The organism is Bacillota bacterium, from assembly GCA_030705925.1.
Classification (GTDB): Bacteria; Bacillota; Clostridia; order Oscillospirales; family Feifaniaceae; genus JAUZPM01.
Genome location: JAUZPM010000028.1, coordinates 1 through 25,054 on the forward strand (window position 1 = coordinate 1; position 25,054 = coordinate 25,054).

The following is a 25,054-nucleotide window of genomic DNA, read 5'->3' on the forward strand; positions in this document are numbered from 1 at the left end:
CGCTTTGTCGCTGTTGTCAAACGTTATCGTAACCTCTGCAAAACCCGTAGGCTTTCTCGCAGATGTTCCGTTAAAAATAACATCTTCCATCTTTGTTCCGCGAAGCGTTTTAGAACTTTGTTCGCCAAGAACCCAGCGTATAGCATCGACAATATTGCTCTTTCCGCTGCCGTTAGGGCCAACTATTGCAGTGATCCCGCTTGTAAAGTTTATAACTGTCTTGTCGGGAAAAGACTTAAAGCCCTGCAGTTCCAGTGATTTTAAATACATCATACACCTTCCATTATTGGTAAGTATAATATCTATTGTAACAACATGAAATAAATGTTTCAAGATGATTACAAAAAAAAGGCGGCAAAAGCCGCCACAGACTGTCGAAAAATTGCACACACCGCAAAGCGATTATATATAGGCGATAAGACAAATGGATGAATCTAACCCTAAACGCACTCTTCAAGTTACGGTTTGTAAACGAAAAATGGCTCAAGCACCACGTTCCGAGGGACTTTTGCTTACTTCGCCAACAGGCGCCCTGCTGTATCTGCATACAGCAGGGCGCCTGTCCTTCGTCTGCCTGTCCTTTTCGAGCGTCTGTGAGCTAATACTAACCTATTATGCCTGCTCGATCTCAATTTTGCCGCGAGCTATCTCAACACTTGGCCGGCATTTAAAATGAACTCCGTATTTATCTATGAAATACCGCTCGTTCTCACCCCGGTGACCCTTTACTTTTGAAACATCCTTAGGATTGCAAAGCACGACAGCTCCGTCACGGATACCCTTGTTCTCCATTTCCTCTCGCAGAAGTCTGCCCTCCACAAGTTCGCGAAACGCAGGGTGATAAGGCCCTGCTGCAAGGGATCTTCCGTTTTCAAGTTCCTGCTCTGAATGCAGACCAAGCTTAATAATCGGGATATGCCTGTCTTTGAAATATCTGACGAGCGTCATCGATAAGCTCACTGCTTCTTCAAGCGACAGCGGCGTATATGTACCATGTTCATACTGTTTTTCAAGCTCTGTGCCTTTTATAACTAGCAATGGATAAATTCTCACTGCTCCAGGGTGAAGCTCGGCAATTGCTTTTGCCGTTTCGAGTGTTCCGTCAGGTGTATCGCCCGGCATGCCCGCCATCATCTGAAGCACAAGATTGATGCCGTAATCCTGAATAAGTTCTGATGCCCGCTCTGTATCCTCGGCAGTATGCCCGCGCGAAGATGTTTTCAACACTCCATTATTCATGGACTGGGCGCCAAGCTCTATTGTTGTAACATTATACTTTTTTAGGTAATATAAAATGTCTTCATTTATTCCGTCAGGTCTTGTCGAAATCCTTACGCCTCTAAGTCCATAACGTGCAATAAGATCAGCGGCTATTTCAAGATAATACCTCATGAGATCTCGTGACATGCAGGTGAAACTGCCGCCGAAATAAGCAATTTCATAATCCTGACCGTTTCCCTGCTCCATAGCGGTTTCAACGCCTTTAACGATAGAGGCTCTGTCTGGCAGCTTAAAAGTGTGAGATATGGTTCGCTGGTCACAAAATGTGCATTTATGCGGACAGCCAAGATGCGGAATAAAAAAAGCAATAGATTTAGCAAACTGCATGTTTACTCTCCCATCAATGAAAGCGCAGCTTTGGCGGCGCTTTGTTCCGCCTCTTTCTTATTTCTTCCTCTTCCTGAAGCAATAACATTGCTGTTTAGATGAACTTCGACTGTAAACACTTTTGAGTGATCCGGCCCCTCTTCACCGACAAGCACATAGGAAAGCGTTTCTTCTTTATTTTTCTGAATGATTTCCTGAAGCAGTGTTTTATAATCTGTAAAAACTCTGCCTTTGAGAGTATCATCGATGCCCCTCGTGATGAATGGCATGAAGACTCGTCTTACCTCGTCAAGCCCGCCGTCAACGAATATTGCCGCTATCATCGCCTCAAATGCGTCAGCAAGGACTGAGTCACGTTCGCGTCCGTTAGATTGTTCTTCACCATGTCCTAAAAGCAGAGCTTCCCCCAGCTTGATTTCTCTTGCAAATACTGCAAGCGTTTTTTCACAGACAACAGCAGCGCGGGTTTTTGTTAGATCCCCTTCAGGCAGGTCATCAAAATGAGTAAAAAGATATTCTGAGGTTATAAGTGAAAGCACCGAATCGCCTAAAAACTCAAGGCGTTCATTACTTTTTAGTGTTTTATCCCTACTTTCGTTGATGTAAGACGAATGCATCAGAGCATTTTTTAATATATTCTGATCTTTGAATGTATAATGTAAGTCTTTCTCGATTTGTTTCAAGGTTTCCCCTTCTTTATATTATTTAAAAATCCCCTTTAATAAAGGGGATTTTAGGTTATACACGTTCCTTGATATATTCCACAGCGTCACCGATTGTAGACATGCTGTCGACATCCTCATCATCGACTTGAATGTCAAATTCCTCTTCAATCGCCATGACTAGTTCAACAAGATCAAGCGAATCCGCACCTAAATCCTCAAAACGTGTTTCCGGAGTCAATTCTTCCTCATCAGCACTGAACTGTTCGGCAATAATTTTTTTCAATTTTTCAAAAATCACAGTATCACCTCAAAATGAACTTTAGGTATATAAAACCATTGATTTGATAATAAGTATTTTTAATAGATATGTCAAGAGTTTTCTTTCTCTTTAGCTTGTCTTTATTCTTCTGTTTTATTAAATTCTTTTTCCATGGTTTCGATCATGCCGCTGTTACAAAAATTAACAGCTTGCTTTATTGCATTTTCTATTGCTTTGGCATCGGAACTCCCGTGCGCTTTTATAACAGGTTTTGATATACCAAGCAGCGGAACCCCCCCGTATTCTTTTGCATCAAAGCCTTTAGCCATAGATTTAATTTTGTTTTTTAGGATCAAAGCCGCAAGTTTTGAGGAAAAACTGCTGTAGAACATGTCTTTTAACGCATTCATTATCATCTTAGATGTGCCTTCGATCGATTTGAGCAGTATGTTCCCCGTATAACCGTCTGTCACAATAACATCGCAGGCACCATACATAAGACTGTTTGCCTCGACATTTCCAACGAAATTTACCGGCGATTCTTTTAGCTTTGAATATGTCTCGATCTGCAAAGCAGTGCCCTTGTGCTCTTCTGTTCCGTTATTCAGAAGACCGACACGCGGATTCTGGATATTAAGTATTTTTTTCATATAGAGTGCACCCATTTGCGCAAACTGTATGAGGTATTCGGATTTACATTCTACATTGGCGCCGCAGTCAATAAGCATAAAAGGGCCTTTTGCAGATGGAATAATAGGAGAAAGAGCAGGGCGTTTTACACCTTTGACCCTTCCCACTATAAGGGTCGCCGCCGTCAGCACCGCCCCGGTATTAGTCGCACCGACAAAAGCGTCAGCCTTTCCTTCAGCCAACAGCTTCATAGCTATAACGAGAGATGAGTCAGTCTTTCTGCGCACCGCTTTAACGGGATCATCCTCCATTGTGATGACATCCTCGGCATGAACCAACTCGATTTTTTCAAGGCTCAGGCTGTTTTCAGCAAAAATCTTTTCAAGACACGATTTATTACCTGTTAGAGTAATATCAACACTCAGGTTCTTAACAGCGGCTACAGCGCCTTTTACAATTTCAAGAGGGGCTTTGTCACCTCCGAATGCGTCTAAAACTATCCTCATGCATTTTCTCCTTTCCAAACCTGCAAAGCCACATTGTCAAGTGCTTCAAGGGCACGCGCCGCAAGTTTGGTGTTTTTATCTTTTTTGCCCCTGAATTTAAAATCCGGTTTTTTCATGATACCGAAATTAACATTCATGGGCTGAAATTCGGATATGCTTTCATCTGAAATATAATGTGCAAGTGCGCCTATCGCAGTAGTTGCAGGAAAATCAACAGGCTCTCGCCCCGTAACTACATGCGACATATTTATTCCGCATAATAGCCCTGAGGCGGACGATTCGATATATCCCTCAACTCCGGTCATCTGACCGGCAAAAAATAATTTTTGATGCAGTCTTGAGCGATAGAATGAGTCAAGAGCCTTCGGTGAATTTATAAATGTATTGCGGTGCATCACGCCGTACCTTATAAACTCCGCGTTTTCAAGGCCCGGGATCATTGAGAACACTCTCTTTTGTTCTCCGAATTTAAGATGTGTCTGAAATCCCACAAGATTATATAGGCTTCCCTCGCTGTTGTCTTTTCTAAGCTGTATAACAGCATAAGGCTCTTTTCCGGTCTTTGGATCGATAAGTCCCACGGGTTTCAGCGGGCCGAAACGGATTGTGTCAGTGCCCCTTTGAGCCATTACCTCGATCGGCATGCAACCCTCAAAAACCCTGTTATTTTCAAAACCGTGCAGCTGCACTGTTTCGGCTGAAATCAGCGCATTGTAAAACGCTTCATATTCTTCCTTATCCATTGGGCAGTTTACATAATCCGCCGAACCTTTCCCATACCGTGAAGCCATGAAAACCTTATCTTTATCTATGCTTTCATAGGATACGATCGGCGCGGCGGCATCAAAGAAATGCAAATTTTCCCCGCCAAGCATTCCCGAAATATGGTCGAATAATGGCTCTGTCGTCAAAGGACCAGTCGCAACTATCGTATATACATCCGGATCGAGCTCATTTATCTCTTTTGTATTAAATGATATAAGCGGATGATTAAGCACTTTTTCAGTTATATAATCAGCAAATTTTTCACGGTCAACCGCAAGTGCGCCTCCCGCCGGCAGACTGGTTTTATCCGCAGCTTCCATGATAAGCGAACCAAGCCTGCGCATCTCTTCTTTGAGCAGCCCGGCAGCATTTTCAATGTTAGCGGCTCTAAGCGAATTTGAACAGACAAGCTCTCCAAACTTTTGCGAGCTGTGCGCAGGTGTAAAGTTTTTCGGTTTTATATCAAAAAGCTCAACTTTTATGCCTCTTTTCGCAAGCTGCCATGCGGCTTCGCACCCGGCAAGACCCGCGCCGTAAACATGAACCTTTACTTCACTCAACTTTTTGTCACTCCGTTATGATTTGGACAGGATTCGTTTGAACAAATAAGTGTATATCTGCCTTTAAAACCTGTTTTTTTAAGCAGCGTTTTGCCGCATATTTCGCAGTTCTGCCCTGCGGGCTCATACCATGTCATAAAATCACACTTTGGAGCGTTCTCGCAGCCATAATATTTATTGCCGTTTTTAGAGAACCTGAGCAGGATATTACCACCGCATTTGGGACACTGTGCACCTGTATTATAAGTGATCGGCTTTGTATTTTTGCATTCGGGATAACCAGGGCATGCAAGAAACTTACCATATCGCCCTGATTTCACGACCATATTTCTTCCGCACAGCTCACAAACAACATCCGTTTCTTCATCTGGAATCTTTATACGGACTCCATCAAGCTGACTTTCGACGGTATTTATATTGTTTTTAAGGTCTTTATAAAAATGATCGATTATCTGAACCCAGTTTTGCTTGCCGTCTTCTATCTCATCAAGCTCTTTTTCCATATTAGCTGTAAACTCAATATCAACTATACTGTCAAAATTGCTCTCCATAAATTGTGTCGTGATGCTGCCAAGGCTGGTTGGCTTGAACATCTTGCCCTCTTTAATGACATACTCACGCTGAAGTATCGTTGAAATAGTCGGAGCATATGTGCTTGGACGACCAATACCGTTTTCCTCAAGTGCTTTAATGAGCGTTGCCTCGTTAAAGCGAGCCGGAGGCTGAGTGAAATGCTGCTCCGGTGAAATGGTATTAAGACTTAGCTTCTCGCCTTCCTTAAGCTCGGGCAGGTTGGCATTATCGCTGTCTTCTGCCTTTTCGTCTTTTGAATCATCGTATAAAACCGTATATCCCGCAAATCTGACCTTATAGCCGGTTGCGCGAAGGATATAGCGTTTTCCAGACGATGCGACTGAAGCAATATCAGAGCTTACGGTATCAAGCACCTGTGACTCCATCTGGCTTGCGACAAACCTGTCCCAAATAAGTTTATACAATTTATACTGATCATTATTCAGATTTTTTCTTATTTTATCCGGCTCTAAAGCAACCGTCGTAGGGCGAATTGCCTCATGCGCGTCCTGAGCATTCTTTTTGCTTTTATATATACGGGGATTTTTCGGGCAGTAGGCATCTCCAAATTTTTCATTTATAAATGTGCGAACGTCACCGATAGCCTCGTCTGAAACACGCAGAGAATCGGTTCTCATATAGCTTATAAGACCAATCAGCCCAAATCCCGGAATTTCAACACCTTCATATAGCTGCTGAGCTATCTGCATAGTGCGGCGTGAGGACATATTCAGTATGCGTGATGCATCCTGCTGCATTGTTGAGGTAATAAACGGCGGCGCAGGAGAGCGCTTTTTCTGGCTGTGCTTTACACTTTTGACGCTTATATCTGAGTTTTCTATTTCACTCACTATTTCAGATGCTTCGTCTCCGGTTTTGATTTCAAGCTTTTTGTCTTCCAGCCCGTAAAGTTTCGCCAAAAATTCTTTACCTTCAGCCAGATGTTTAAGCTTAGCTGAAACAGTCCAGTATTCCTCAGGCTTGAATTTGTTTATTTCTTCTTCCCTGTCAACAATAAGTCTCGTTGCAACTGATTGCACACGGCCTGCAGACAGATTTTTTTTAATCTTTCTCCATAGTATCGGGCTGATTTCATATCCAACGAGCCTGTCTAAAACACGGCGGGCCTGTTGCGCGTCGACAAGGTCCATATTTATTTTACGAGGATTTTTTACTCCCTCCGTAACCGCAGTTTTAGTTATTTCATTAAAAGTGACACGGAGTCTATCATCCATATCAAGTCCAAGCAGAGTCGCAAGATGCCACGAAATTGCCTCCCCCTCACGATCAGGGTCGGTTGCAAGATAGATTTTTTTAGCACCCTTAGCCTCTTTTTTTAGCTCATTTATAAGTGATGATTTACCGCGAATGGATATATACTGCGGTTTATAGCCGTTTTCAATATCGATACCCATTTTGCTTTTGGGCAGATCACGGACATGCCCCATGGAGGCAACCACCTTGTAATTACTGCCGAGATATTTTTTGATAGTTTTTGCCTTGGCGGGAGACTCAACAATTAGCAAATTTGACATTAGTTTCCTCCTGTAGATGCGTTAATCAAGAATATAGCGCCCGCCCGGCAGCCTTTTAACGTGTCCTTTGAGCTCTAAATAGGTTAGCGTTGCCAGTACAGTGCCTATGGGTAAATTAGTTTTTCGTGAAATGGTATCTGCATCGACCTCAGAGTCCGCAGTCATAGAGGCTTTTATAAGCCGCTCTTCATCCGTCAGCGCAAGATCGTCAGCATCACTTTTCTGTTTTTGTATTTTATATTCAGGCTCAGCGCTTGCGACTTTCAAAATCACATGACTCTGTTTCGAACTTTCATGGACTTTAACGGAAGGTATATCTGAAAACATGTAAGCATATTCCTCAATAACGTCCAACGCCTCGGTTACAGGTTTTGCGCCTGATTTTATTAAGTTGTTCGTGCCTGGAGATGTATATACGCTTCCCGGGACTGCGAACACGTCACGCCCCTCATCAGAAGCCTGTCTTGCAGTAATAAGCGCTCCGCTTTTATCAGGTGCCTCAACAACGACTGTTCCGAGTGTAAGCCCTGCTAAGATTCGGTTTCGCATCGGAAAATTAAGCTTATCAGGTCTCGTCCCGGGCGGATACTCGCTGATTACGGCGCCGTTTTCAATGATATATTTCATAAGTTCTCTGTTTTCTTCCGGATAAGCAACGTCGACACCACAGCCAAGGACTGCTACAGTAATACCTTCTGCAACCAAAGCGCCTTTATGCGCCGCGGCGTCTATTCCTCTCGCCATGCCGCTAACGATAATAAATCCGGATCTTGCAAGGTCTTTTGAAAGGCGGTCACAAATCGAAATACCGTCTTTTGACGGATTTCGTGTACCCACAATAGTTATTGATGCTGTTTTATCACAATCAGGCAACCTGCCCTTTATATATAGTATAAGCGGCGGATTATATATTTTACGAAGTCTTTCAGGATACCTTCTGTCTTCAATGGTTATTATATCAATTTGCTTCCGTCTGCATTCCTCAATTATTTCAAAAGCTTCTCTTCCATCTTTATCATTAAGCCTTTTAATCTCTTCTGGCAATAAAATATCAAGCCTGCTTAACATTTTTCTGTCAGCAGCGTATACCCCATCAATTCCACCAAGAGCAGAAAGCAACTTATGGATTTTAACGCCCGGCTGTGACCATTTCTGCGCAAGCCAGATATACTTTTCTGTGTTTATTCCCATACCGCACCTCGAATCGGTGTCGTTATATTTTCTTTTTATATAATTCCCACATCATTACAGCTGCAGCAGCAGCAGCATTAAGGGATTCCGCTTCTCCGCTCATTGGAATAAATACCGTATTGTCTGCCATCGCTAAAAATTCTTCTGAAAGTCCACTTCCTTCATTGCCTACTGCTACAGCAGAATTTTGCTCAAATGAAGTTTCTTCAAGACTTTTTGCATCCCGGCGAAGCGCTCCGGCATATACAGTGATATTGTTCTCCTTGAAAAAATTAAATGCCTCTCCTGCTTTATCAAAATGAATCACATTCATTCTAAAGGATGAACCCATACCACTTCTGAGAACTTTTCTCGAAAAAGGATCGACTGCTGTTCCTATTGTCACAACGGCATCTATACCAAAACACTCTGCTGTTCTAAGCAGCGTTCCGAAATTGCCCGGATCTTGAATATTTTCAAGAACTAGAACATTTTTTAACGGTAAATTAGAATATTCTTTTTCTTTAATCTTGCAGATCGCGGCAATATTCTGAGGTGTATCACTTTCGCATATTTTCTGCAGCAGTCTGTATGGAACTGCCGCCACTGTATTTGCGCATTTTACAATATTATCATACTTTTTCTCACTGTTTTGTTCGACAAATATGGTTTCTATAGGAAATCCGCTTTTTAAAGCCTCTTCAATAAGTTTATGGCCTTCTACAACGAAGCTAAAAGTTTCTTTTCGTACAGAGCGTTTTTGAAGTGATACCGCAAATTTTATAAGTGGGTTAGATGCACTTTCTATTTCTATCATATCAGTCAAGTTTTGTGATAGTGGAAATATCCTGATTGGATCCGATAATGACAAGTGCGTCACGTTCACTTAATTTATTATCAGGGTTTGGGGACACATCGATCTGTTTTGTGCTGTCATGGCGGATCGCCATGATATTTACTCCGTGATTCGCACGTACATTTAGTTCGCGCAGTGTCTTTCCAACCCACTTCGGAGGCGTCATAACCTCAGCGATAGAATACGTGTCAGAGAGCTCGATATAATCCAGGATATTGTTCATTGCAAGGCTCTGTGCCACCTTCATGCCCATATCCTTTTCAGGAAATACTATTTTATCAACGCCGATCTTCTGAAGCACTTTAGCATGCATTTCACTTTGGACTTTTGAAACAACATACTTAACGCCCATCTCTTTCAGCATTAATGATATAAGAACGCTTGACTCAAGATGATTTGAGACCGCAACGATAACACAGTCAAAGTTGCGTATCCCTATTGAACGCAGAACGTTTTCATCTTTTGCGTCGCCAACAACAGCATGTGTGACGAAATCACTGATTTTCTGCACGTTGTCTTCGTTTTCATCTATTACAAGGACTTCATATCCAAGGCTGAACAGGGTTTTTGCAAGATTAAATCCGAACCTGCCAAGCCCGATAACAGCAAAAGACTTCATATACAAACCTCCATTAGGATTTAGCCGATTAAAACCTTAGCTTCAGGATAGCTAATAAGGTTTTTATTGCGGTTTAACTGCATTGCGATACCCAGCGTAATTGTAAGAACACCGACCCTGCCTAGATACATAAGCAGAATAAGCACTAATTTACTGACTGGCGAGAGAAGCGGCGTGATGCCGACAGTAAGCCCGACTGTGCCAAATGCCGAGCAGCATTCAAATATGATAGAAAGAAGCGGGAACGGCTCAAACAATGATATAACGCATGCACTTACGAATAATAGAAGGACAGCAATTAATGTAAGAGAAATTGCCCTTAAGACATTATCGCTTCCTATTTTCCTTCCAAACACAATGACGTCGCGTCTTCCGCGAAGTGCGCTTAGTGTCATCATAATAAGAAGCCCAAAAGTAAACGTTTTGATGCCGCCTGCCGTTGAGCCAGACGAACCGCCTATAAACATTAATAAACAGGATAGTATTTTAGAGGCAGATGTCATATCTCCTTCACTTATACTATTAAACCCTGCAGTCCTTGTCGTAACAGATTGGAAAAGAGGAGCAAGTATTTTTGATTTAACCGACATACCGGCAGTGATTGCAGTGTTATTCATCTCAAACAGTGCAAATAAAACAGCCCCGCCGAATATAAGTGAAGCGGTTATAATCAACACCATTTTAGAATATACCTTTAAGCCTTTAAAATTCTTTGTTTTTGCAATATCATCCCAAACAAAGAACCCAAGTCCCCCGATGACTATGAGTGCCATTATCACGACATTTACCACAACATCATCTTGATATGTCGTAATACTTGAAAATTTACCCCTGTCGCCAAGTATATCGAATCCTGCATTACAAAAAGCCGATACAGAGTGAAAAATACCTTTATATATACCTTTGATCCAGCCAAAATCACTTGCAAATCTAACAGACAGTATTAATGCCCCCGCCCCCTCAAACATCAACGTTCCAAGCAGGACACGTTTGGTGAGGCGCACTATACCCGACATATCATCAAGGTTCAACCCCTGCATAATGATAAGCCGTTCGCTCATCGAAATATTTCTGCGGATAAGAAGCGAAAACAAAGTGGCGATAGTCATAAATCCTAGACCGCCCGTCTGTATAAGAAGCAGAATTACTATCTGACCGAAAACAGTCCAATATGTGTAGGTGTCAACAACAACAAGGCCAGTGACACATGTGGCACTTGTAGCGGTGAAAAGCGCCGTCAGCGGAGATGTCCATTGACCGCTTCTGGACGAAATCGGGAGTGTGAGAAGAAATGCACCAAATAAAATAACTGCTAGAAAACCAATCAAAAAAGTTTCAGCCGGTTTGATGTGCAATTTAGTTTTTTTAGCAGTTCCCAAATTGGATTTATATATAATACTCACCTCAAATGATTGCAGTATATTATGGTTATATACTGATTTATATATTATAGTACAATATTTCCAAATGTCAAACAAAAAATACAAGGTAAAAACCTTGTATTAGGTGAATCTATAAATTACCAATCTTTATTGTTAACAAAAAAATGCAAGGCTTAAGCCTTGCATTAAATAAAATTATAGTTCGCTTTTTGCCTTTTCAACAAGAGCAGTAAACGCTGTTGCATCACTGACTGCAATGTCGGCAAGCATTTTGCGGTTAAGTGTAATATTAGCCTTTTTAAGTCCATTAATAAATCTTGAGTAATTAATATCATTCTGCTTGCAGGCAGCAGAAATTCTGGTTATCCAAAGCTGTCTGAAATCTCTCTTTTTAAGTTTTCTTCCAACATAAGCATATTGGCCCGATTTTGTCACGGCCTGTTTTGCCATTTTAAACAGTTTGCTCTTAGCACCAAAATAGCCCTTAGCTACTTTTAAAACCTTTTTTCTTCTTTTACGGGTGGCCATTGCGCCTTTTACACGTGCCATTTATGAAATCCTCCTATTTACAAATAATCGCCTGGAACTTTTTACATATAGGGGACAAGTTTTTTAATCTTCTCCATATTTGTCTTATCCGCATATGTGGCGGCTCTGAGTCCTCTTTTACGCTTTGTTGATTTTTTGGTCAAGATGTGCGATTTATTTGCATGAGCACGTTTCACCTTGCCATTTTTGGTAAGCTTAAATCTCTTTTTAGCGCCTGTATGCGTCTTAATTTTAGGCATAACCATTCTCCTTTGACAGTTATTTTTTATTATCCGGCTTAGCGGCAAGAAACATGATCATGTTTTTCCCGTCAAGTTTTGGCAGTTTTTCTACTGTGCTGTATTCAGCGCAAGCTTCAGTAAAGCGGTTGAGCAGATCCTTGCCTTTTTCGGCATGGGCCACTTCTCTTCCTCGGAAGCGAAGGGTAACCTTAACCTTATCGCCGTCTTTAAGAAAACGGCAGGCATTTTTTGCCTTTGTGTTGAAGTCATTGGTATCAATATTGGCAGACAGTCTGATTTCCTTAATGTCCACCACATGTTGATTCTTTCGGGCTTCTTTTTCCTTTTTTGCAATCTCAAAGCAGTATTTTCCGAAATCCATTACCTTGCATACCGGTGGAACTGCAAGCGGCGCAATCTTAACAAGGTCAAGATTTGCTTCTGCGGCAATCTTTAAAGCATCTTTCGACGACATTAAACCAAGCTGATTGCCCTCCGGACCGATAAGCCTGACTTCCTTATCTCGAATCTCCTCATTGATTAGTAATTCTTTGCTACTGATAACTCGCACCTCCTGAGAAATATATTTTAATAAAATAAAAACGGGCATTAACTGCCCGTAATCACACAAACAAAGCCTTTATCGGCGTTGAAAATGTATTGACCGAGTCGGCAATAGCCACACGGTGAGAAGGCAGTAACCATCTTCTTTATTTTCTTCTAACAGTATATCACAAAAAAGTGATTTGTCAATGTTTATTTTACATACTCGAACTGAATATTATAAATCGAGACTGTGTCCCCTTCTTTGATACCCATTTCTTCAAGACGGGCATTGACACCCGAGCTTTCAAGCACTTTGTTCATATAAGTCAGTGATTCAAGATCAGTATAATCGACAAAACCCAGAACGCGAAGAAGCCATTCGCTTTCAACGACATAAACGCCGTTTTCTTTTCGAATCGTAATATCGTGGTTAGCCTTATCTTCATAATCCTTCTGAAGATCGATTTCAGGTTTGAAATGCTTTACGGGAGGCATTTGTGAAAGCATATGATATACTTCATTCACAAGCTCTTTTACGCCTTGATTTGAGGCAGCTGATATAATATAAAACTTATATCCGTCTTTTTCAGCGCGTTGTTTTAGCCTTTCCATATTTTCTTCATCTGTCATTAAATCCATTTTGTTTCCGACAACGATCTGCTGCAAAGTCGAAAGACTTTCACTGAATTTTTTTAGTTCTGCATTGATTTTCTCATAATCCTCAACAGGATCACGCCCTTCAACACCCGAAACATCGACAATATGAACAAGCATGCGGCAGCGTTCAACATGCCGCAAAAACTCGTGTCCGAGTCCAAGTCCCTCAGCAGCTCCCTCAATGAGTCCGGGTATATCAGCAACCACAAAAGAATTACCGTCCGGAGCTTTGACGACCCCAAGCTGAGGCGAAAGTGTTGTAAAGTGATAGTTTGCAATTTTAGGTCTTGCAGCACTTACGATGGATAGAAATGTCGATTTACCTACGTTAGGGAATCCAATAAGCCCGACATCGGCAAGGAGCTTCAGTTCAAGAATGATTTCGCGCTCCTCTCCCGGCATTCCACTTTTAGCAAAACGTGGCGCCTGTCTGGTCGGAGTTGCGAATTTAGCGTTGCCAAAACCGCCCTTGCCGCCTTTAGCAATTACAAGCGTATCATTTTCTGACATATCATAGATTATTGCTTTTGATGACGCATCACGAATAAGCGTTCCGCGCGGAACTTTTATTATTACATCTTTTCCGTTCTTTCCAAAGCAATTTTTGCCCTGCCCGCCTTCACCGCTTTCAGCAACAAATTTACGTTTGTATTTAAAATCTAATAATGTGTTCAGATTATCATCTACAACAAAAACAATGCTGCCGCCCGTTCCGCCGTCTCCGCCGTCAGGACCGCCGTTAGCAACATATTTTTCCCTATGAAAACTTACCGCACCATTTCCACCGTTTCCAGCTTTTACATAAATCTTTGCAACATCTATAAACACTTTCCCACCACCAATACAATGAAAAAGGCAGATAAGAAGCAGACCAAAGATCCGCCGCTCACCCGCCTTGTAAGCTTTAAGGTCTTATTGTTCAACAGCGTAGACACTGACTTTCTTTCTGTCCTTGTCTAATCTTTCGAATTTTACTTCGCCGTTGATAAGCGCAAACAGCGTGTCGTCAGAACCCTTGCCAACATTGTTTCCAGGATGAATTTTTGTTCCCCTTTGCTTAACAAGGATATTGCCGGCAAGCACGTGCTGTCCGTCTGATTTTTTAAGTCCAAGGCGTTTTGACTCTGAGTCTCTGCCGTTTCTGGTAGAACCCATACCTTTTTTATGTGCAAAAAACTGTATTCCTATTCTAATCATGTGACATTTACACCTCCATTATTTGAGAATTGCATAAAACCGGGGTATTCACTGTCAATACATTCACACTGTATTTTAAAGGCCCTGATCACATCGGCAGCGAATTCCTTATCGCTTTTAGCCGTTTCCGGCTTTATCATAAGCGAAAGAGCCGCATTTTCATTGTCAACTGACACTTTAGCATCTATACCCCGAACTTCGGTAATCGCAATCAAGGTTTGCTGTGCCGCCGATGATACCGCAGCGCAGATTATATCGTTGCCATTTGATGCGTAACCGCTGTGTCCTGACAGATAAAAACCGCTGAAATCTTTAAAAAATTCAAGCCTGATCATTAAGCATTGATTTTTTCGATCTGAACCTTAGTATAGGGCTGTCTATGACCCTGTTTTCTTCTGTAATTCTTTTTTGCTTTAAATTTGATGATAGTAACCTTTTTAGCTTTTCCGTTTTTTATAACCTTAGCGGAAACTGACGCACCGTTAACACTCGGATCGCCGAATGTCAAACCGTCATCGTTTGATAAAGCCAGTACATTGTCAAAAACGACCTCGCTGTCTGCCTCTGCATTCAGCTTTTCAATGTAAATAATGTCGCCTTCCTGTACTTTGTATTGTTTGCCACCTGTAACTATTACAGCGTACACACAAAGCACCTCTCTTTCATAATAAGACTCGCTACGACAGGCAGACATAAAAATGTCTTTAAGCCTGGAATATGCGGCTTTAGAAGTATAACAGATATTCTATAAAAAGTCAAGATTTTTCCTATTTTAAGGAATTATTATTGCTTTTTGCCTGCATTTCAGCGGCTTTTATAGTATTTTTAAGAAGCATTGATACTGTCATTAATCCAACGCCACCCGGAACCGGCGTTATGTATGATGCTTTAGGCTGGACTGCTTCAAAATCTACGTCGCCCTTGATTTTTCCGTCTTCCATGCGGTTTATTCCGACGTCTATGACCACCGCACCTTCCTTTACCATGTCAGCGGTGATAAAATGCTTTTTCCCTATTGCTACAACAAGGATGTCTGCCCGCCTGGTGACCTCTGCAAGGTCTTTTGTGCGAGAATGGCAAATTGTGACCGTTCCGTTTTGCTGCAGCAAAAGCATTGCCTGCGGTTTTCCGACAATATTGCTTCTTCCGACCACAACGCACTCTTTGCCTGCAACGTCTATATTATAATATTTCAGCATTTCCATAACACCGGCTGGTGTACATGGCAAAAATTCCTGTTTGCCAAGCATGATTTTTCCGACGTTTTCCGGATGAAATGCATCTACGTCTTTATTTACAGCAATATGTTCAACAATATTTTCTTCATTGATATGCCGTGGAAGCGGCGACTGTACCAGTATACCGTTTATTTGGGGATCATTGTTCAATTTTTCGACAAGACTTAAAAGTTCCTGTTCACTTGTATCCTCAGGAAGCTCATGAACTTCGGAATATATTCCTGCGGCTTCGCAGGCTTTTTTCTTGTTTCTTACATAAATTTTTGAAGATGGATCTTCTCCGACGATAACAACAGCAAGTCCGGGCTGGATGCCCTTTTCACGCATTTCGCTGACTGTTTGTGCGACCTCTTCACGGACTTTCGCCGAAACTACTTTTCCGTCAATTATTATTCCCATTAGGTGACTGCTCCTCTTTTTCAATTTCTCCATCTAAATTTATTATTTCAGAATTACTTGAAGATTCTTCTGTTTCAGTTTCTTTACTTACCGGAACATCATCACTACCAGCATCTGAAACAACAGTTTTAATCTCTTCCGCCTCTGATTGTGATATATCACCATTTTCTTCTGCTGCTTCAGGCACTTCTTCCGGCGCATTAGCCTCAAACTGAGATTCATATGCTGATGAATCTGCGGCTTTTTTCGATGCACGATTTCTTAAAACGAAAATGAATACGACAGCTACAATAAAAGATATAAAAGCAAGTGCCTGTGAAACGCGAATGGTCTTTGTCAGCATAAGGCTGTCAGTACGCAGCCCTTCAATAAACATCCTTCCGAGTCCATACCATGCAACATAAGTAAGGAATGTCTCACCTTTAAATTTGCGGCGAGAAAATAGATAGATAAGTAACAGAAAGCCTACAAGATTCCATATTGATTCGTATAAAAACGTTGGATGAACGTCGGCAGGAACGCTGTCAATATATATGTGCATATGCCACGGAAGCGAAGTTTCTGTGCCGAATGCCTCCTGATTCACAAAATTGCCCCATCTTCCAATAGCTTGTCCGAGAAGAAGTCCAGGCATTGCAATATCCAAAAGTTCCAATAAGCTGACCTTACGAATCTTGCAGAATATAATTCCTGTAACAAGCGCACCAATGACTGCTCCGTATATTGCTATGCCTCCGTCCCGAAACCGAATGACATCCATAAAGTTATTATATAAATCAAGTCTAAAAACAACATAGTAAAGCCTTGCACATATTATTGCAAAAGGCGTTGCCCATAAAATAGCATCGATCAAAGTATCCTGATTAAAACCGTCTTTTTTGGCAAGGCGCATGGATGCAACCGCTCCAAGGAGAAAACCAAGTGCAATTATAATGCCATACCAGTAAACGTCAAGGCCAAACAAACTGAACGCAACTCTGCTGATATGCATATCGCCAATGCCGAGACCCGGAAAAGAAATCGGTCCGCTTCCGTTCATAAACGTCCTCCGTTCTTTGGTTAAGGGCGTGTTAAACGCCCCCAGCCTATTTAGTATTCTTTAAGTCAAAATTAGTGCAGAGGGTCAATAATTGAGAGACTCATTACTTCCGGCGTCCATTTATCGAGTATCTCGTTTAAGTCGTCAACCATTATTTTATCATATGCATAGAACATTTCAATAAAATTCGTATCCATGAAATAGGACGAAATCATCATATATACGATACTGTCTGTTCTGTCCAGTGAAGCGATATTACGACCATATACGGCTTTTTTGCTTCGTTCAAATGTTCTTACATCGACCTTGTTGTTTTTAAAGGATTCTATTTCTTCGCAGATTATAGAGAAAACTTTCTCAGGATCTTTAGATTCTCCGCCGAATATCGTATGGGCAAAACTGTCCGAAAGTGTATATTCGCTTCCAAAAGAATCGTTTATAAGTCCCTGTTCGTATAATTTTTTATATAATTTTGAATTATTCCCGGCAAACGCATCAAGGAGCACTGACATTACAGCCTCGCGTTTAGCCCTTTCACCGGGTGATAGATTAAAATCGGTGTCTTTAATGCCTATATTGAAATAGGGGATCGATATAGACATTTTCTGACGGATCTCATGCTGAACGACAGAATTATCCTCGCTGGGATATGAGCGTTCAAACTTTGGGGACGGGATTTCACGTAAGCTTTTATCTGCCGCACGTGATACCTCCTCCTCTGTGACATTGCCGCATATGCAAAGCACCATATTTGCAGGAGTATAAAACGTATTATAGCATTTATAAAGAATATCGGCATTTATTTTAGAGATAGAGTCTATTGTTCCCGCAATGTCTATATTTACAGGATGTTCTTTATACATAGCTCCAAGCAGATTAAAAAATACGCGCCATGTCGCTGAGTCTTCATACATGCGTATCTCCTGTCCAATGATGCCCTGTTCTTTCTGCACAGTTTCAGCAGTAAAGTATGGCGACTGGACAAAAAAGAGAAGGACTTCAAGTGACTTCTCAAAATTTTCTGTGCAGGAAAATTCATAAACAGTCTTGTCAAAACTGGTGAAAGCATTCGCAGATGCTCCAAGATCCCCGAACTGTGCGAATACATCTTCTCCGGTTTCATTTTCAAACATTTTATGCTCTAAAAAATGTGCAATTCCGTCAGGGACAGTTACGAAATCCGCATCTTCCTCAGTTTTAAACGTTCTGTCTATAGAACCGTATTTTGTTCCGAACATAGCATAAGTCTTGCTGAGTTCAGGCTTGGGACAGATAAAAATATTAAGACCTGTTTCATGTTTGGCATATAGGAGCTTCTCTGAGAGACGCTTATCTTCAATCATTTTAAATTCCATTAAGAGTTCTCCTTTCCGCTGCCTTTTAAGAAGAATACAGTATCAAGCATAACATCCCCGGCTGCCCTTATAACTTCTTCTTTTTTGACCTGAATCAAGGATTCAATGAAATCTTCTGGATCGCTGTCCGTTCCTGAAATTATTTCATTAGCATACCAATGTATCATAGCAGCCGGATTGTCAAAACTGCTTCTGATACCTGAAATCAAAGCTTTTCGTGCAACTTCAATCTCATTTTCTGTAACATCGCCCTTTTTTATATTATCAAGCTGCAGTAATATTTCGGCGAGCGCTCTTTCCTTATTCTCAGTTTCTATTCCCGATGAGACAAGCAAAATTCCCTTCTGGGCTATTACGTCAGATCTGCAGTAGTAACATAACGAAAGTTTTTCACGAACATTCAAGAACAGTTTACTGGTAGGCGTAAGCCCAAAGATTGAATTCATAAGCGTAAGTGCAGGGTATTTATGATCGCTTCTTGAAATGCCCGTCCTGAATCCAAGCGTCAGTTTTCCCTGGTTTACGTCCATTGATTCCACATGCTCTTTTAAAACTCCGCCCACGTATAAAGCAGTTCTCGGAAGAGGCGCTGTAACATTTCTTTCTATCATCAAAAATCTGGTTTTAAGTTTATCTACAACTGCCGACATATCATCAGAACCAACATAATACATCTCGATATTGGCGCCCTCAAGCAATGTCTCATACTGTTTATATAATTCCTGCGGCTTTATCGCACGAACGGTGTCAATTTCTCCCTTTTCAGATATGCCGTATACCTCATCCTTGCACATTAGTTCAATGCAGCGATTTCGGGCATATGAAACCTTGTTATCGATCTCAGCTTTTATAAAACTTATTTGGTTTTGCTTTTCTGTTTCACAAAATTCGTTTTTGAACGCTCCATCAATAAGCAGCGGATTCATTAAAACTTCAAGCATAGTATCGACAGTATCCGATAATACGTTTTCATTTTTTAGCGCAAATTTATTTGCTATAAAAGAGGCAGAAATGCCAAACTCTTGAATGTCGCCCCTCTTGACATTATAAGGATTAAGCGATGCGCCATATAGATCTGCAAGTCTGTTTCCCAGTGCTTCCATATCGGGATATTTCTCGCTTCCCTGAAGCAAAACCCGGCAGAGCAGCGCGTTTAACGAGGCTTTTTCCCTGTTGAGTTCCTGCTGGAATCCGATAGTAAAAACGTTGGTTTTAAAACGCTGAGTCCTTAATATATTTAAAGCAATGCCGTTACCGATCTGAATTCTCTCAATGTCTTTCATTTAATCACCTCTAAAGTGAAATTATACCACCAAAATATCCTTATGCAAATAATTTTTTAAAATAGAACTGTTATATGCAGTTTGCCTCCAGGCAGAGCGATCGGCTCTTCAATCCGTGCTCCGTTTATATAACTGCCCTCTTCCTCTCCTGCCGCCGCACGTCTCGCGTCAATGTGAACATCGGTGTCTTGAGTATAGAAATCAACTTGGAATTCGTTCCAGTTTTTCGGGACGCAGGGACGTATTAATAATTTCCCTATTTCAAACTTTATTCCGAGAAGATATGCGTAAACAGCCCTTAGAACCCATCCGGAAGCACCTGTATACCATGTCCAACCGCCACGTCCATACTGATCCGGATTGGTATAAACGTCACCCGCGATAACATATGGTTCACACCCGTACTTTTTTATTTCCTCCATACTATCCATTCTGTTCAGCGGATTCAATGCTTTAAGCACTTCCATGCCCCGCTCTGCATCGCCAAGACAGAAAAACGCTATTGCCCCCCACGCTGCGGCATGTGTATACTGACCGCCATTTTCACGGATGCCCGCAACATATCCACGAATATATCCCACTTCCCTTTCCCCGTTTACAAAAGGAGGGGTAAATAGTTTCAGTATATTGGAATCTTTATCAAAAAGCCGTTCATAGACTGCGTTCATCGCTGATTTTTTTCGTTCCATCATACTGTCAGAAGTAATAGCTGCAAAACTTTGTGAAATCAGATCGATTTCACACTCTTCATCACCTTTTGAGCCTATTTTTGAGCCATTTTTATGGAACCCTCTCAGATACCACTCACCGTCATAACAGTTCTTTTCAATATTCATTAGTATTGACGCTGCAAATTCTCTGAGTTCTCCGGCAGTCTTATGATCGCCACGCAGTTCCGCAAATTTAGCAAATCTCGTGCAGACGCCTGCAAAGAACCATGACAGCCAAGTGCTTTCTCCGCTGTTTTCGTCACCAACCTTGTTCATGCTGTCATTCCAGTCTCCGCCGCGTATCAAAAGTATCCCGTTTGGTCCGACCTTTCCAGCTCCATAGATAGACTTTAGGCAATGGGAATATATATTTTCCTTTACTCCGGACATGTCTGGGATGCCACAGTATTCGTCTTCCTTATCATCAAGTTTTTTACCTGTGATATACTCAATCTCTCTGTCTAGGATCGATAAATCACCCGTTGCATTAATATACTCACATACAGCATAAACAAGCCACAGCATGTCGTCGGAATATCTTGTTCTGACTCCCAAATGCCCCTTTCCCGGGCTTGTGGGCAAATTGTGCCACCAGTGCTGGACATCACCCTCAACGAACTGATGCTGAGCACACCTGCATATATGCTGATAAAGAAGGCTTGGTGACATAAACGCCAGGTTTGACAAATCCTGAAGCTGATCTCGATAGCCGAATGCTCCGCCATTCTGATAAAATCCTGTCCTGCCCCAAACTCTCGAAAGCAGTGTCTGATAGCAAAGAATCTCATTTACTATAAAGTCAAGCCTGCTGTCTGGTGTCTTAATGTGAATATTTCTTACGCAATTTTCTATTTCCTTTTTAAGCTTGTCGCTGTTTTCGTTAAAATCAAGTCCCAGTGTTTCTTTTATGCACAAATTATATTCAGCGTCATTTCTGACTGCTCCAAATGCAAATCTTGTTTTTACTGTCGCATTTCCGGGCAGGTCAACATCACATTCACAAATAAAAAGGCCATCTTCAAAAGCATTCCTGAATTGTCTGTCCGAAACCAGGAAAACCTCAAAGGCTGAAAAATAAGCAGAGAACGGATTTTTCAGAAACAAATTATCTTTACCGCTGATACAGGTGATATATTTTGCCGTTCTCTTGTCCACTCCAAGCACTGCATCATATTCATAGACGAGCTTAATTTTTCCCTTGCCTGTCATAGACATCTCAACTATTTTACAGGCATACTTATCCGAAACAGTCACCTGTACTATACCTGAAATATCACCAATATTAAAGTGATAAACTGCCTTTGATTTTGAAAATTCAAAGGTAGAGCTTATTGCAATCAGATTATAAAGCTTGCCCTCTGCCTCAAGATATAAATTCTCTCCGGCTTCTGCAAATAGGTCGTTTGTCCATGATGAGAGCTTAAACTCACGGGCATTTAAATCAAATGTGAAGTTCATCGCTCTGTCAGACATGAAAGTGCCGAATCTGCGGTTAGCGAGCAGAACGCCCCACGGTCTATGTGAAAGGCCGGTATTGTGCACTACTACTTTGTCTGAATCAAGTTCTACAAGACTTCCCTCAAGCAGAGGCGCCGTCTTTGTCACCTCAGCGGTCGTTCCGTCATCTCCGCCGGATGGGTCTGTCCTTGCCCCGATGACTGACAGATCTTCAACATAAACGGAAGCAGCAAGTATAAGATTCTTATCGCAAGGATCATTTACAGGCAGGTTTACAAGATGTATCCCACCCAGTGCGGACAGGTACGCAGAATCTGTTTCATCCTTGATTATATCTTTTACTGCGCTGAAGATAGGTCTGTGATAATCACCGCCCTCTTCAAAAACAAAAAGCAAGTCAAAATTCATGTTCCGCTGAGCAAGATAACGATGAACATGCAGATATTTTATTGCTTTTTTTGCCTGTTCAGCATCATTTAAAAACAGCGATATAATAGGAAGATCACCGGAAATGCCGTATTTCCAAAGGTTTTGCTGACCCAGAATATTTTTATTTATTATCTCTTGTCTATCATAACGTTCAAAGTTCAAAAGCGGAAGAAGACAATATAATAGCATCTCTTCCTCTTCTTCTATTTTACAAAGCACCTTTCGGCTGCGTGTATATCCTTTAGAATGTTTTATTATCTCATTTGTCTCTTCAGTTGCGCCACGGGCTAAAGAATCGTCACACTGCTGTTTGCTTGTGCCCGCTGTCATTATGAATCTGATATGGCGCAGTTCCCCTGCAGGCAGATCGACAGACATTCTTATTGCTAAAACAGGATCTATAGCAGCTCCTATATTTCCGTTAAACGGCCGGTCAAACAACATCCATAAATCCTTAGCCGTTTCAAGTCTTCCAACAAGTTTATCTTTAAACGTCTCAAAAGAAAATTCTTCAAATTCGCCATCTGTCATCACAGCAAACCACAGTTCATCTTTTTTCGTATCACGCGGACGGCGTCTGAAATATATCGTATGCTTATCCGTATCCGCGAACGATTCAATAAACAGGCTGCTGAATAACGGATGCGCAAGATCATCGCGGTATCGGCTTAAAACCGGCTCGAGATAAAACAGCAATTCAATCTTATCTTTATTTTTCTTTTTATTACGTAAGGTAAGTTCCTTGAATTCCAGTGGGAGTATCGCATCAACAGCTGTAACAGTTTTTACTTTTACATTGTCAGATATTGCACTATGAACTACGTTTCCGTCAGAAAACTCAGTTTCATACTGGATGTCCTGGCGATATAACGGTGCGGGAGCTGCGCCATATATCAACCCGCTGTTATTTTCTTTTATTAAAATGAATTTTCCCTTTGGATTGCCTTTCTGTCTCGGTGAAAAACGCGCTGTCAGCAACTTGCGATATTTAGAAAAGTTTAAACCGCTGTCCGTTTCAAGCGCCATATACTCATCATTGGCAAGCAAATATCCCTTCATATTACGAAGAGAATAGCTTTGAGTCGTGACCGTCTCATTCTGTGAGCGATAACGGTTGTGAGCGGGAATATTATCATATTTACGAAGATTATCGTGAATTATCGCATATTCTGGCAGTTTTTCCTGTAAAAGCTCGACGCCGCTTTCATATTCCTTGTTCTTCAAAAATCGCTTTTGTACGATATTACCGAATGCGGCGTTAGTGCACATAAGAAGGCTCATTCCTTCATGGTGAGCCATATAACTTTTAACAATGGCACTGTTTTCTGTTTTTGGATTAGTAAAATCTATTGCTTCGTAAAAACCATACTTCCCACTCATGCCGAGGTTCGATAGTTTTTTCAAATTTTCTATTGCATCTTTAGGTGCTAAGCAAAGCGCAAGGAAAGTTGAGTAAGGAGATATGACCAGTTCCTTGTCAAGGCCCATTTTTAGGCCAAGTTTCTGTACTCCGAATGCTTTATACTGATAGTTCAAAGCTAAATCAAAGGAGTAGAATCCGCTTTCTGAGATTCCCCACGGTACACCCCTCCGTGCTGCTCTTTCTTTCTGGCATGCCAAAGCAAACTTCAAACTCTCATAAATTAATGAACTGCTGAAGCTTGGAAGAAATATTTGAGGCATAAAGTATTCGAACATCGTTCCAGTCCATGAAGTTATGCCGACATATCCGTTTTTACTGGCAAGCGTTCTTGCAAGATTGAACCAGTGCTTAAGCGGAATCTGCTTTGTGCAAACTGCGATATAACTCGTAATTCGGGCTTCGCTCATCAGCATATCATAGCAGTTTTCACCAAAGGAATCTCTTTCAGCATCATATCCGATATAAAACAGGTTATTCTTTTTATTTAAAAACACATCGAAATTCATATGATTAACAAGTGCCTTAAGCCTGCTTATAATATCCCAAAGGCGCTGTTCTTCAACAACAAACTCTTTTAATCCTTCACAAAGCGTATTTGCCGCTGCAACAAAATTTCCGCTGTCAACTGTTGAAACATAAGCCGGACGCATCAAAGACAAATCGACCGTTGAATACCAATTATAAAAATGTCCATTCCATTTGTCCATTTTCTCAATCGATTTTACCATTTTACTAAGACGCTCGTATAATTCAATTGATGTTATAAAACCAAAATCGCGCGCGCTAAGCGTACAGAGCATAGCAAGACCGATATTAGTCGGCGAGGTGCGCTGTGCAACAACACCGAGAGGAGTCTCCTGAAAATTGTCCGGAGGCAGGAAATTATTATCCTCATTACAAAAATCCACAAAATACTGCCACTGCTTTTGCGCTTCTTTTCTTATAAATTCACGATTATCTTCCGATAGTTTCAATTCTTCTTTAGGCGATTCTTTTCCTGTTATATAGGCAACAACAAAAGAAAGCGCCCATAAAGAATAAACACATATTCCAAACCAGCTCCATGTCAGAACAAACATTAGCAGCGCCACAACAGTGCTGGGAAACATCTTTTTAACGTAATACCAAAGGCTGCTTTTGTTCAAACTTTCGCTTTGTTCTGCTGTAACCCACGACAGCAGGCGTTTTTTGCTAATACACATACGCCATAAAGCCCGAATCACGGCATCCAAAGAAAGGATCGCATTATAAAGATAAAATGAAAACTGTAAAAAAAGTCTTAGCAGCAGTGCCCTTAATCCCGAAAAAACTGCAGAATCATAGTGCCTTATATAAACCGTTTTATTCCCTCGGAAATAGAAAGATAATAAGGTAATAAGAAGCGGAAGAAAAACAGATAATGTTATAACATTTAGAGTAAGC

23 protein-coding genes and 1 other annotated feature are annotated in these 25,054 nt (G+C 41.3%); all 23 genes read right to left on the reverse strand.

The window, feature by feature from the left end; all coding sequences use genetic code 11:
• Nucleotides 1-270, reverse strand: a 270-nt coding sequence (locus Q8865_05820) for an AAA family ATPase (protein ID MDP4152947.1), incomplete at its 3' end; no start/stop codon positions are given.
• A gap of 342 nt (nucleotides 271-612) precedes the next feature.
• Nucleotides 613-1,608 carry a radical SAM protein gene (locus Q8865_05825; protein MDP4152948.1) on the reverse strand — a complete coding sequence of 332 codons (996 nt, stop codon included), beginning with the start codon at nucleotides 1,606-1,608 and terminating at the stop codon, nucleotides 613-615.
• 2 nt (nucleotides 1,609-1,610) lie between these two features.
• Entirely contained in the window at nucleotides 1,611-2,291 is a 681-nt protein-coding gene (rnc, locus tag Q8865_05830) for a ribonuclease III (protein ID MDP4152949.1), read from the reverse strand.
• A 55-nt stretch (nucleotides 2,292-2,346) separates the two neighbouring features.
• Nucleotides 2,347-2,571, reverse strand: coding sequence for an acyl carrier protein (gene acpP / locus Q8865_05835; GenBank protein MDP4152950.1), 225 nt, complete (start codon nucleotides 2,569-2,571; stop codon nucleotides 2,347-2,349).
• Between the two features lie 101 nt (nucleotides 2,572-2,672).
• Nucleotides 2,673-3,668: a phosphate acyltransferase PlsX gene (plsX, locus tag Q8865_05840; protein ID MDP4152951.1), complete on the reverse strand. Its 996-nt coding sequence runs from the start codon at nucleotides 3,666-3,668 to the stop codon at nucleotides 2,673-2,675.
• On the reverse strand, nucleotides 3,665-4,993 hold the full coding sequence (trmFO, locus tag Q8865_05845) for a methylenetetrahydrofolate--tRNA-(uracil(54)-C(5))-methyltransferase (FADH(2)-oxidizing) TrmFO (protein ID MDP4152952.1): 1,329 nt from the start codon (nucleotides 4,991-4,993) through the stop codon (nucleotides 3,665-3,667). Before trmFO ends, plsX begins: the two co-directional genes overlap by 4 nt.
• Nucleotides 4,990-7,101 carry a type I DNA topoisomerase gene (gene topA, locus Q8865_05850; protein MDP4152953.1) on the reverse strand — a complete coding sequence of 704 codons (2,112 nt, stop codon included), beginning with the start codon at nucleotides 7,099-7,101 and terminating at the stop codon, nucleotides 4,990-4,992. Before topA ends, trmFO begins: the two co-directional genes overlap by 4 nt.
• Nucleotides 7,102-7,122: 21 nt before the next feature.
• On the reverse strand, nucleotides 7,123-8,292 hold the full coding sequence (dprA, locus tag Q8865_05855; GenBank protein MDP4152954.1) for a DNA-processing protein DprA: 1,170 nt from the start codon (nucleotides 8,290-8,292) through the stop codon (nucleotides 7,123-7,125).
• Between the two features lie 22 nt (nucleotides 8,293-8,314).
• Nucleotides 8,315-9,088 carry an RNA methyltransferase gene (locus Q8865_05860; GenBank protein ID MDP4152955.1) on the reverse strand — a complete coding sequence of 258 codons (774 nt, stop codon included), beginning with the start codon at nucleotides 9,086-9,088 and terminating at the stop codon, nucleotides 8,315-8,317.
• Between the two features lies 1 nt (nucleotide 9,089).
• Nucleotides 9,090-9,752, reverse strand: a complete 663-nt coding sequence (locus Q8865_05865; GenBank protein MDP4152956.1) for a TrkA family potassium uptake protein — start codon at nucleotides 9,750-9,752, stop codon at nucleotides 9,090-9,092.
• A gap of 14 nt (nucleotides 9,753-9,766) precedes the next feature.
• Nucleotides 9,767-11,149: a TrkH family potassium uptake protein gene (locus tag Q8865_05870; protein MDP4152957.1), complete on the reverse strand. Its 1,383-nt coding sequence runs from the start codon at nucleotides 11,147-11,149 to the stop codon at nucleotides 9,767-9,769.
• Nucleotides 11,150-11,323: 174 nt separating this feature from the next.
• On the reverse strand, nucleotides 11,324-11,677 hold the full coding sequence (gene rplT, locus Q8865_05875) for a 50S ribosomal protein L20 (protein MDP4152958.1): 354 nt from the start codon (nucleotides 11,675-11,677) through the stop codon (nucleotides 11,324-11,326).
• A 41-nt stretch (nucleotides 11,678-11,718) separates the two neighbouring features.
• Nucleotides 11,719-11,916, reverse strand: coding sequence for a 50S ribosomal protein L35 (gene rpmI / locus Q8865_05880; GenBank protein MDP4152959.1), 198 nt, complete (start codon nucleotides 11,914-11,916; stop codon nucleotides 11,719-11,721).
• Between the two features lie 19 nt (nucleotides 11,917-11,935).
• Nucleotides 11,936-12,469 (reverse strand): translation initiation factor IF-3, encoded by a 534-nt coding sequence (infC, locus tag Q8865_05885; GenBank protein ID MDP4152960.1) that lies wholly within the window; start codon nucleotides 12,467-12,469, stop codon nucleotides 11,936-11,938.
• 185 nt (nucleotides 12,470-12,654) lie between these two features.
• The gene (obgE, locus tag Q8865_05890; GenBank protein MDP4152961.1) at nucleotides 12,655-13,929 is read right to left on the reverse strand and encodes a GTPase ObgE; all 1,275 of its coding nucleotides are present in this window, start codon (nucleotides 13,927-13,929) and stop codon (nucleotides 12,655-12,657) included.
• 84 nt (nucleotides 13,930-14,013) lie between these two features.
• Nucleotides 14,014-14,298, reverse strand: coding sequence for a 50S ribosomal protein L27 (gene rpmA, locus Q8865_05895; GenBank protein MDP4152962.1), 285 nt, complete (start codon nucleotides 14,296-14,298; stop codon nucleotides 14,014-14,016).
• Nucleotides 14,295-14,633: a ribosomal-processing cysteine protease Prp gene (locus tag Q8865_05900; protein ID MDP4152963.1), complete on the reverse strand. Its 339-nt coding sequence runs from the start codon at nucleotides 14,631-14,633 to the stop codon at nucleotides 14,295-14,297. Before Q8865_05900 ends, rpmA begins: the two co-directional genes overlap by 4 nt.
• Nucleotides 14,633-14,944 (reverse strand): 50S ribosomal protein L21, encoded by a 312-nt coding sequence (gene rplU / locus Q8865_05905; protein MDP4152964.1) that lies wholly within the window; start codon nucleotides 14,942-14,944, stop codon nucleotides 14,633-14,635. Before rplU ends, Q8865_05900 begins: the two co-directional genes overlap by 1 nt.
• 14 nt (nucleotides 14,945-14,958) lie before the next feature.
• Nucleotides 14,959-15,033, reverse strand: a sequence feature (ribosomal protein L21 leader region).
• 32 nt (nucleotides 15,034-15,065) lie between these two features.
• Entirely contained in the window at nucleotides 15,066-15,935 is an 870-nt protein-coding gene (gene folD, locus Q8865_05910; protein ID MDP4152965.1) for a bifunctional methylenetetrahydrofolate dehydrogenase/methenyltetrahydrofolate cyclohydrolase FolD, read from the reverse strand.
• Nucleotides 15,919-16,974: a prolipoprotein diacylglyceryl transferase gene (gene lgt, locus Q8865_05915; protein ID MDP4152966.1), complete on the reverse strand. Its 1,056-nt coding sequence runs from the start codon at nucleotides 16,972-16,974 to the stop codon at nucleotides 15,919-15,921. Before lgt ends, folD begins: the two co-directional genes overlap by 17 nt.
• Before the next feature lie 71 nt (nucleotides 16,975-17,045).
• Entirely contained in the window at nucleotides 17,046-18,329 is a 1,284-nt protein-coding gene (locus tag Q8865_05920) for a pitrilysin family protein (protein MDP4152967.1), read from the reverse strand.
• Nucleotides 18,329-19,612, reverse strand: a complete 1,284-nt coding sequence (locus Q8865_05925; GenBank protein MDP4152968.1) for a pitrilysin family protein — start codon at nucleotides 19,610-19,612, stop codon at nucleotides 18,329-18,331. The genes Q8865_05920 and Q8865_05925 overlap by 1 nt, the downstream gene beginning before the upstream one ends.
• Before the next feature lie 56 nt (nucleotides 19,613-19,668).
• Entirely contained in the window at nucleotides 19,669-24,777 is a 5,109-nt protein-coding gene (locus Q8865_05930) for a glucoamylase family protein (GenBank protein MDP4152969.1), read from the reverse strand.
• Between the last annotated feature and the right edge of the window lie 277 nt (nucleotides 24,778-25,054).

Bases quoted from the DNA above. Each gene is read 5' to 3' on its own strand.
- Q8865_05900 (MDP4152963.1), bottom strand. From the start codon at position 14,633: ATGATCAGGCTTGAATTTTTTAAAGATTTCAGCGGTTTTTATCTGTCA.
- Q8865_05860 (MDP4152955.1), bottom strand. From the start codon at position 9,088: ATGATAGAAATAGAAAGTGCATCTAACCCACTTATAAAATTTGCGGTA.
- rpmI (MDP4152959.1), bottom strand. From the start codon at position 11,916: ATGCCTAAAATTAAGACGCATACAGGCGCTAAAAAGAGATTTAAGCTT.
- Q8865_05925 (MDP4152968.1), bottom strand. From the start codon at position 19,612: ATGAAAGACATTGAGAGAATTCAGATCGGTAACGGCATTGCTTTAAAT.
- Q8865_05825 (MDP4152948.1), bottom strand. From the start codon at position 1,608: ATGCAGTTTGCTAAATCTATTGCTTTTTTTATTCCGCATCTTGGCTGT.
- Q8865_05920 (MDP4152967.1), bottom strand. From the start codon at position 18,329: ATGGAATTTAAAATGATTGAAGATAAGCGTCTCTCAGAGAAGCTCCTA.
- folD (MDP4152965.1), bottom strand. From the start codon at position 15,935: ATGGGAATAATAATTGACGGAAAAGTAGTTTCGGCGAAAGTCCGTGAA.
- rplT (MDP4152958.1), bottom strand. From the start codon at position 11,677: ATGGCACGTGTAAAAGGCGCAATGGCCACCCGTAAAAGAAGAAAAAAG.
- topA (MDP4152953.1), bottom strand. From the start codon at position 7,101: ATGTCAAATTTGCTAATTGTTGAGTCTCCCGCCAAGGCAAAAACTATC.
- rpmA (MDP4152962.1), bottom strand. From the start codon at position 14,298: ATGATTAGAATAGGAATACAGTTTTTTGCACATAAAAAAGGTATGGGT.
- plsX (MDP4152951.1), bottom strand. From the start codon at position 3,668: ATGAGGATAGTTTTAGACGCATTCGGAGGTGACAAAGCCCCTCTTGAA.
- dprA (MDP4152954.1), bottom strand. From the start codon at position 8,292: ATGGGAATAAACACAGAAAAGTATATCTGGCTTGCGCAGAAATGGTCA.
- lgt (MDP4152966.1), bottom strand. From the start codon at position 16,974: ATGAACGGAAGCGGACCGATTTCTTTTCCGGGTCTCGGCATTGGCGAT.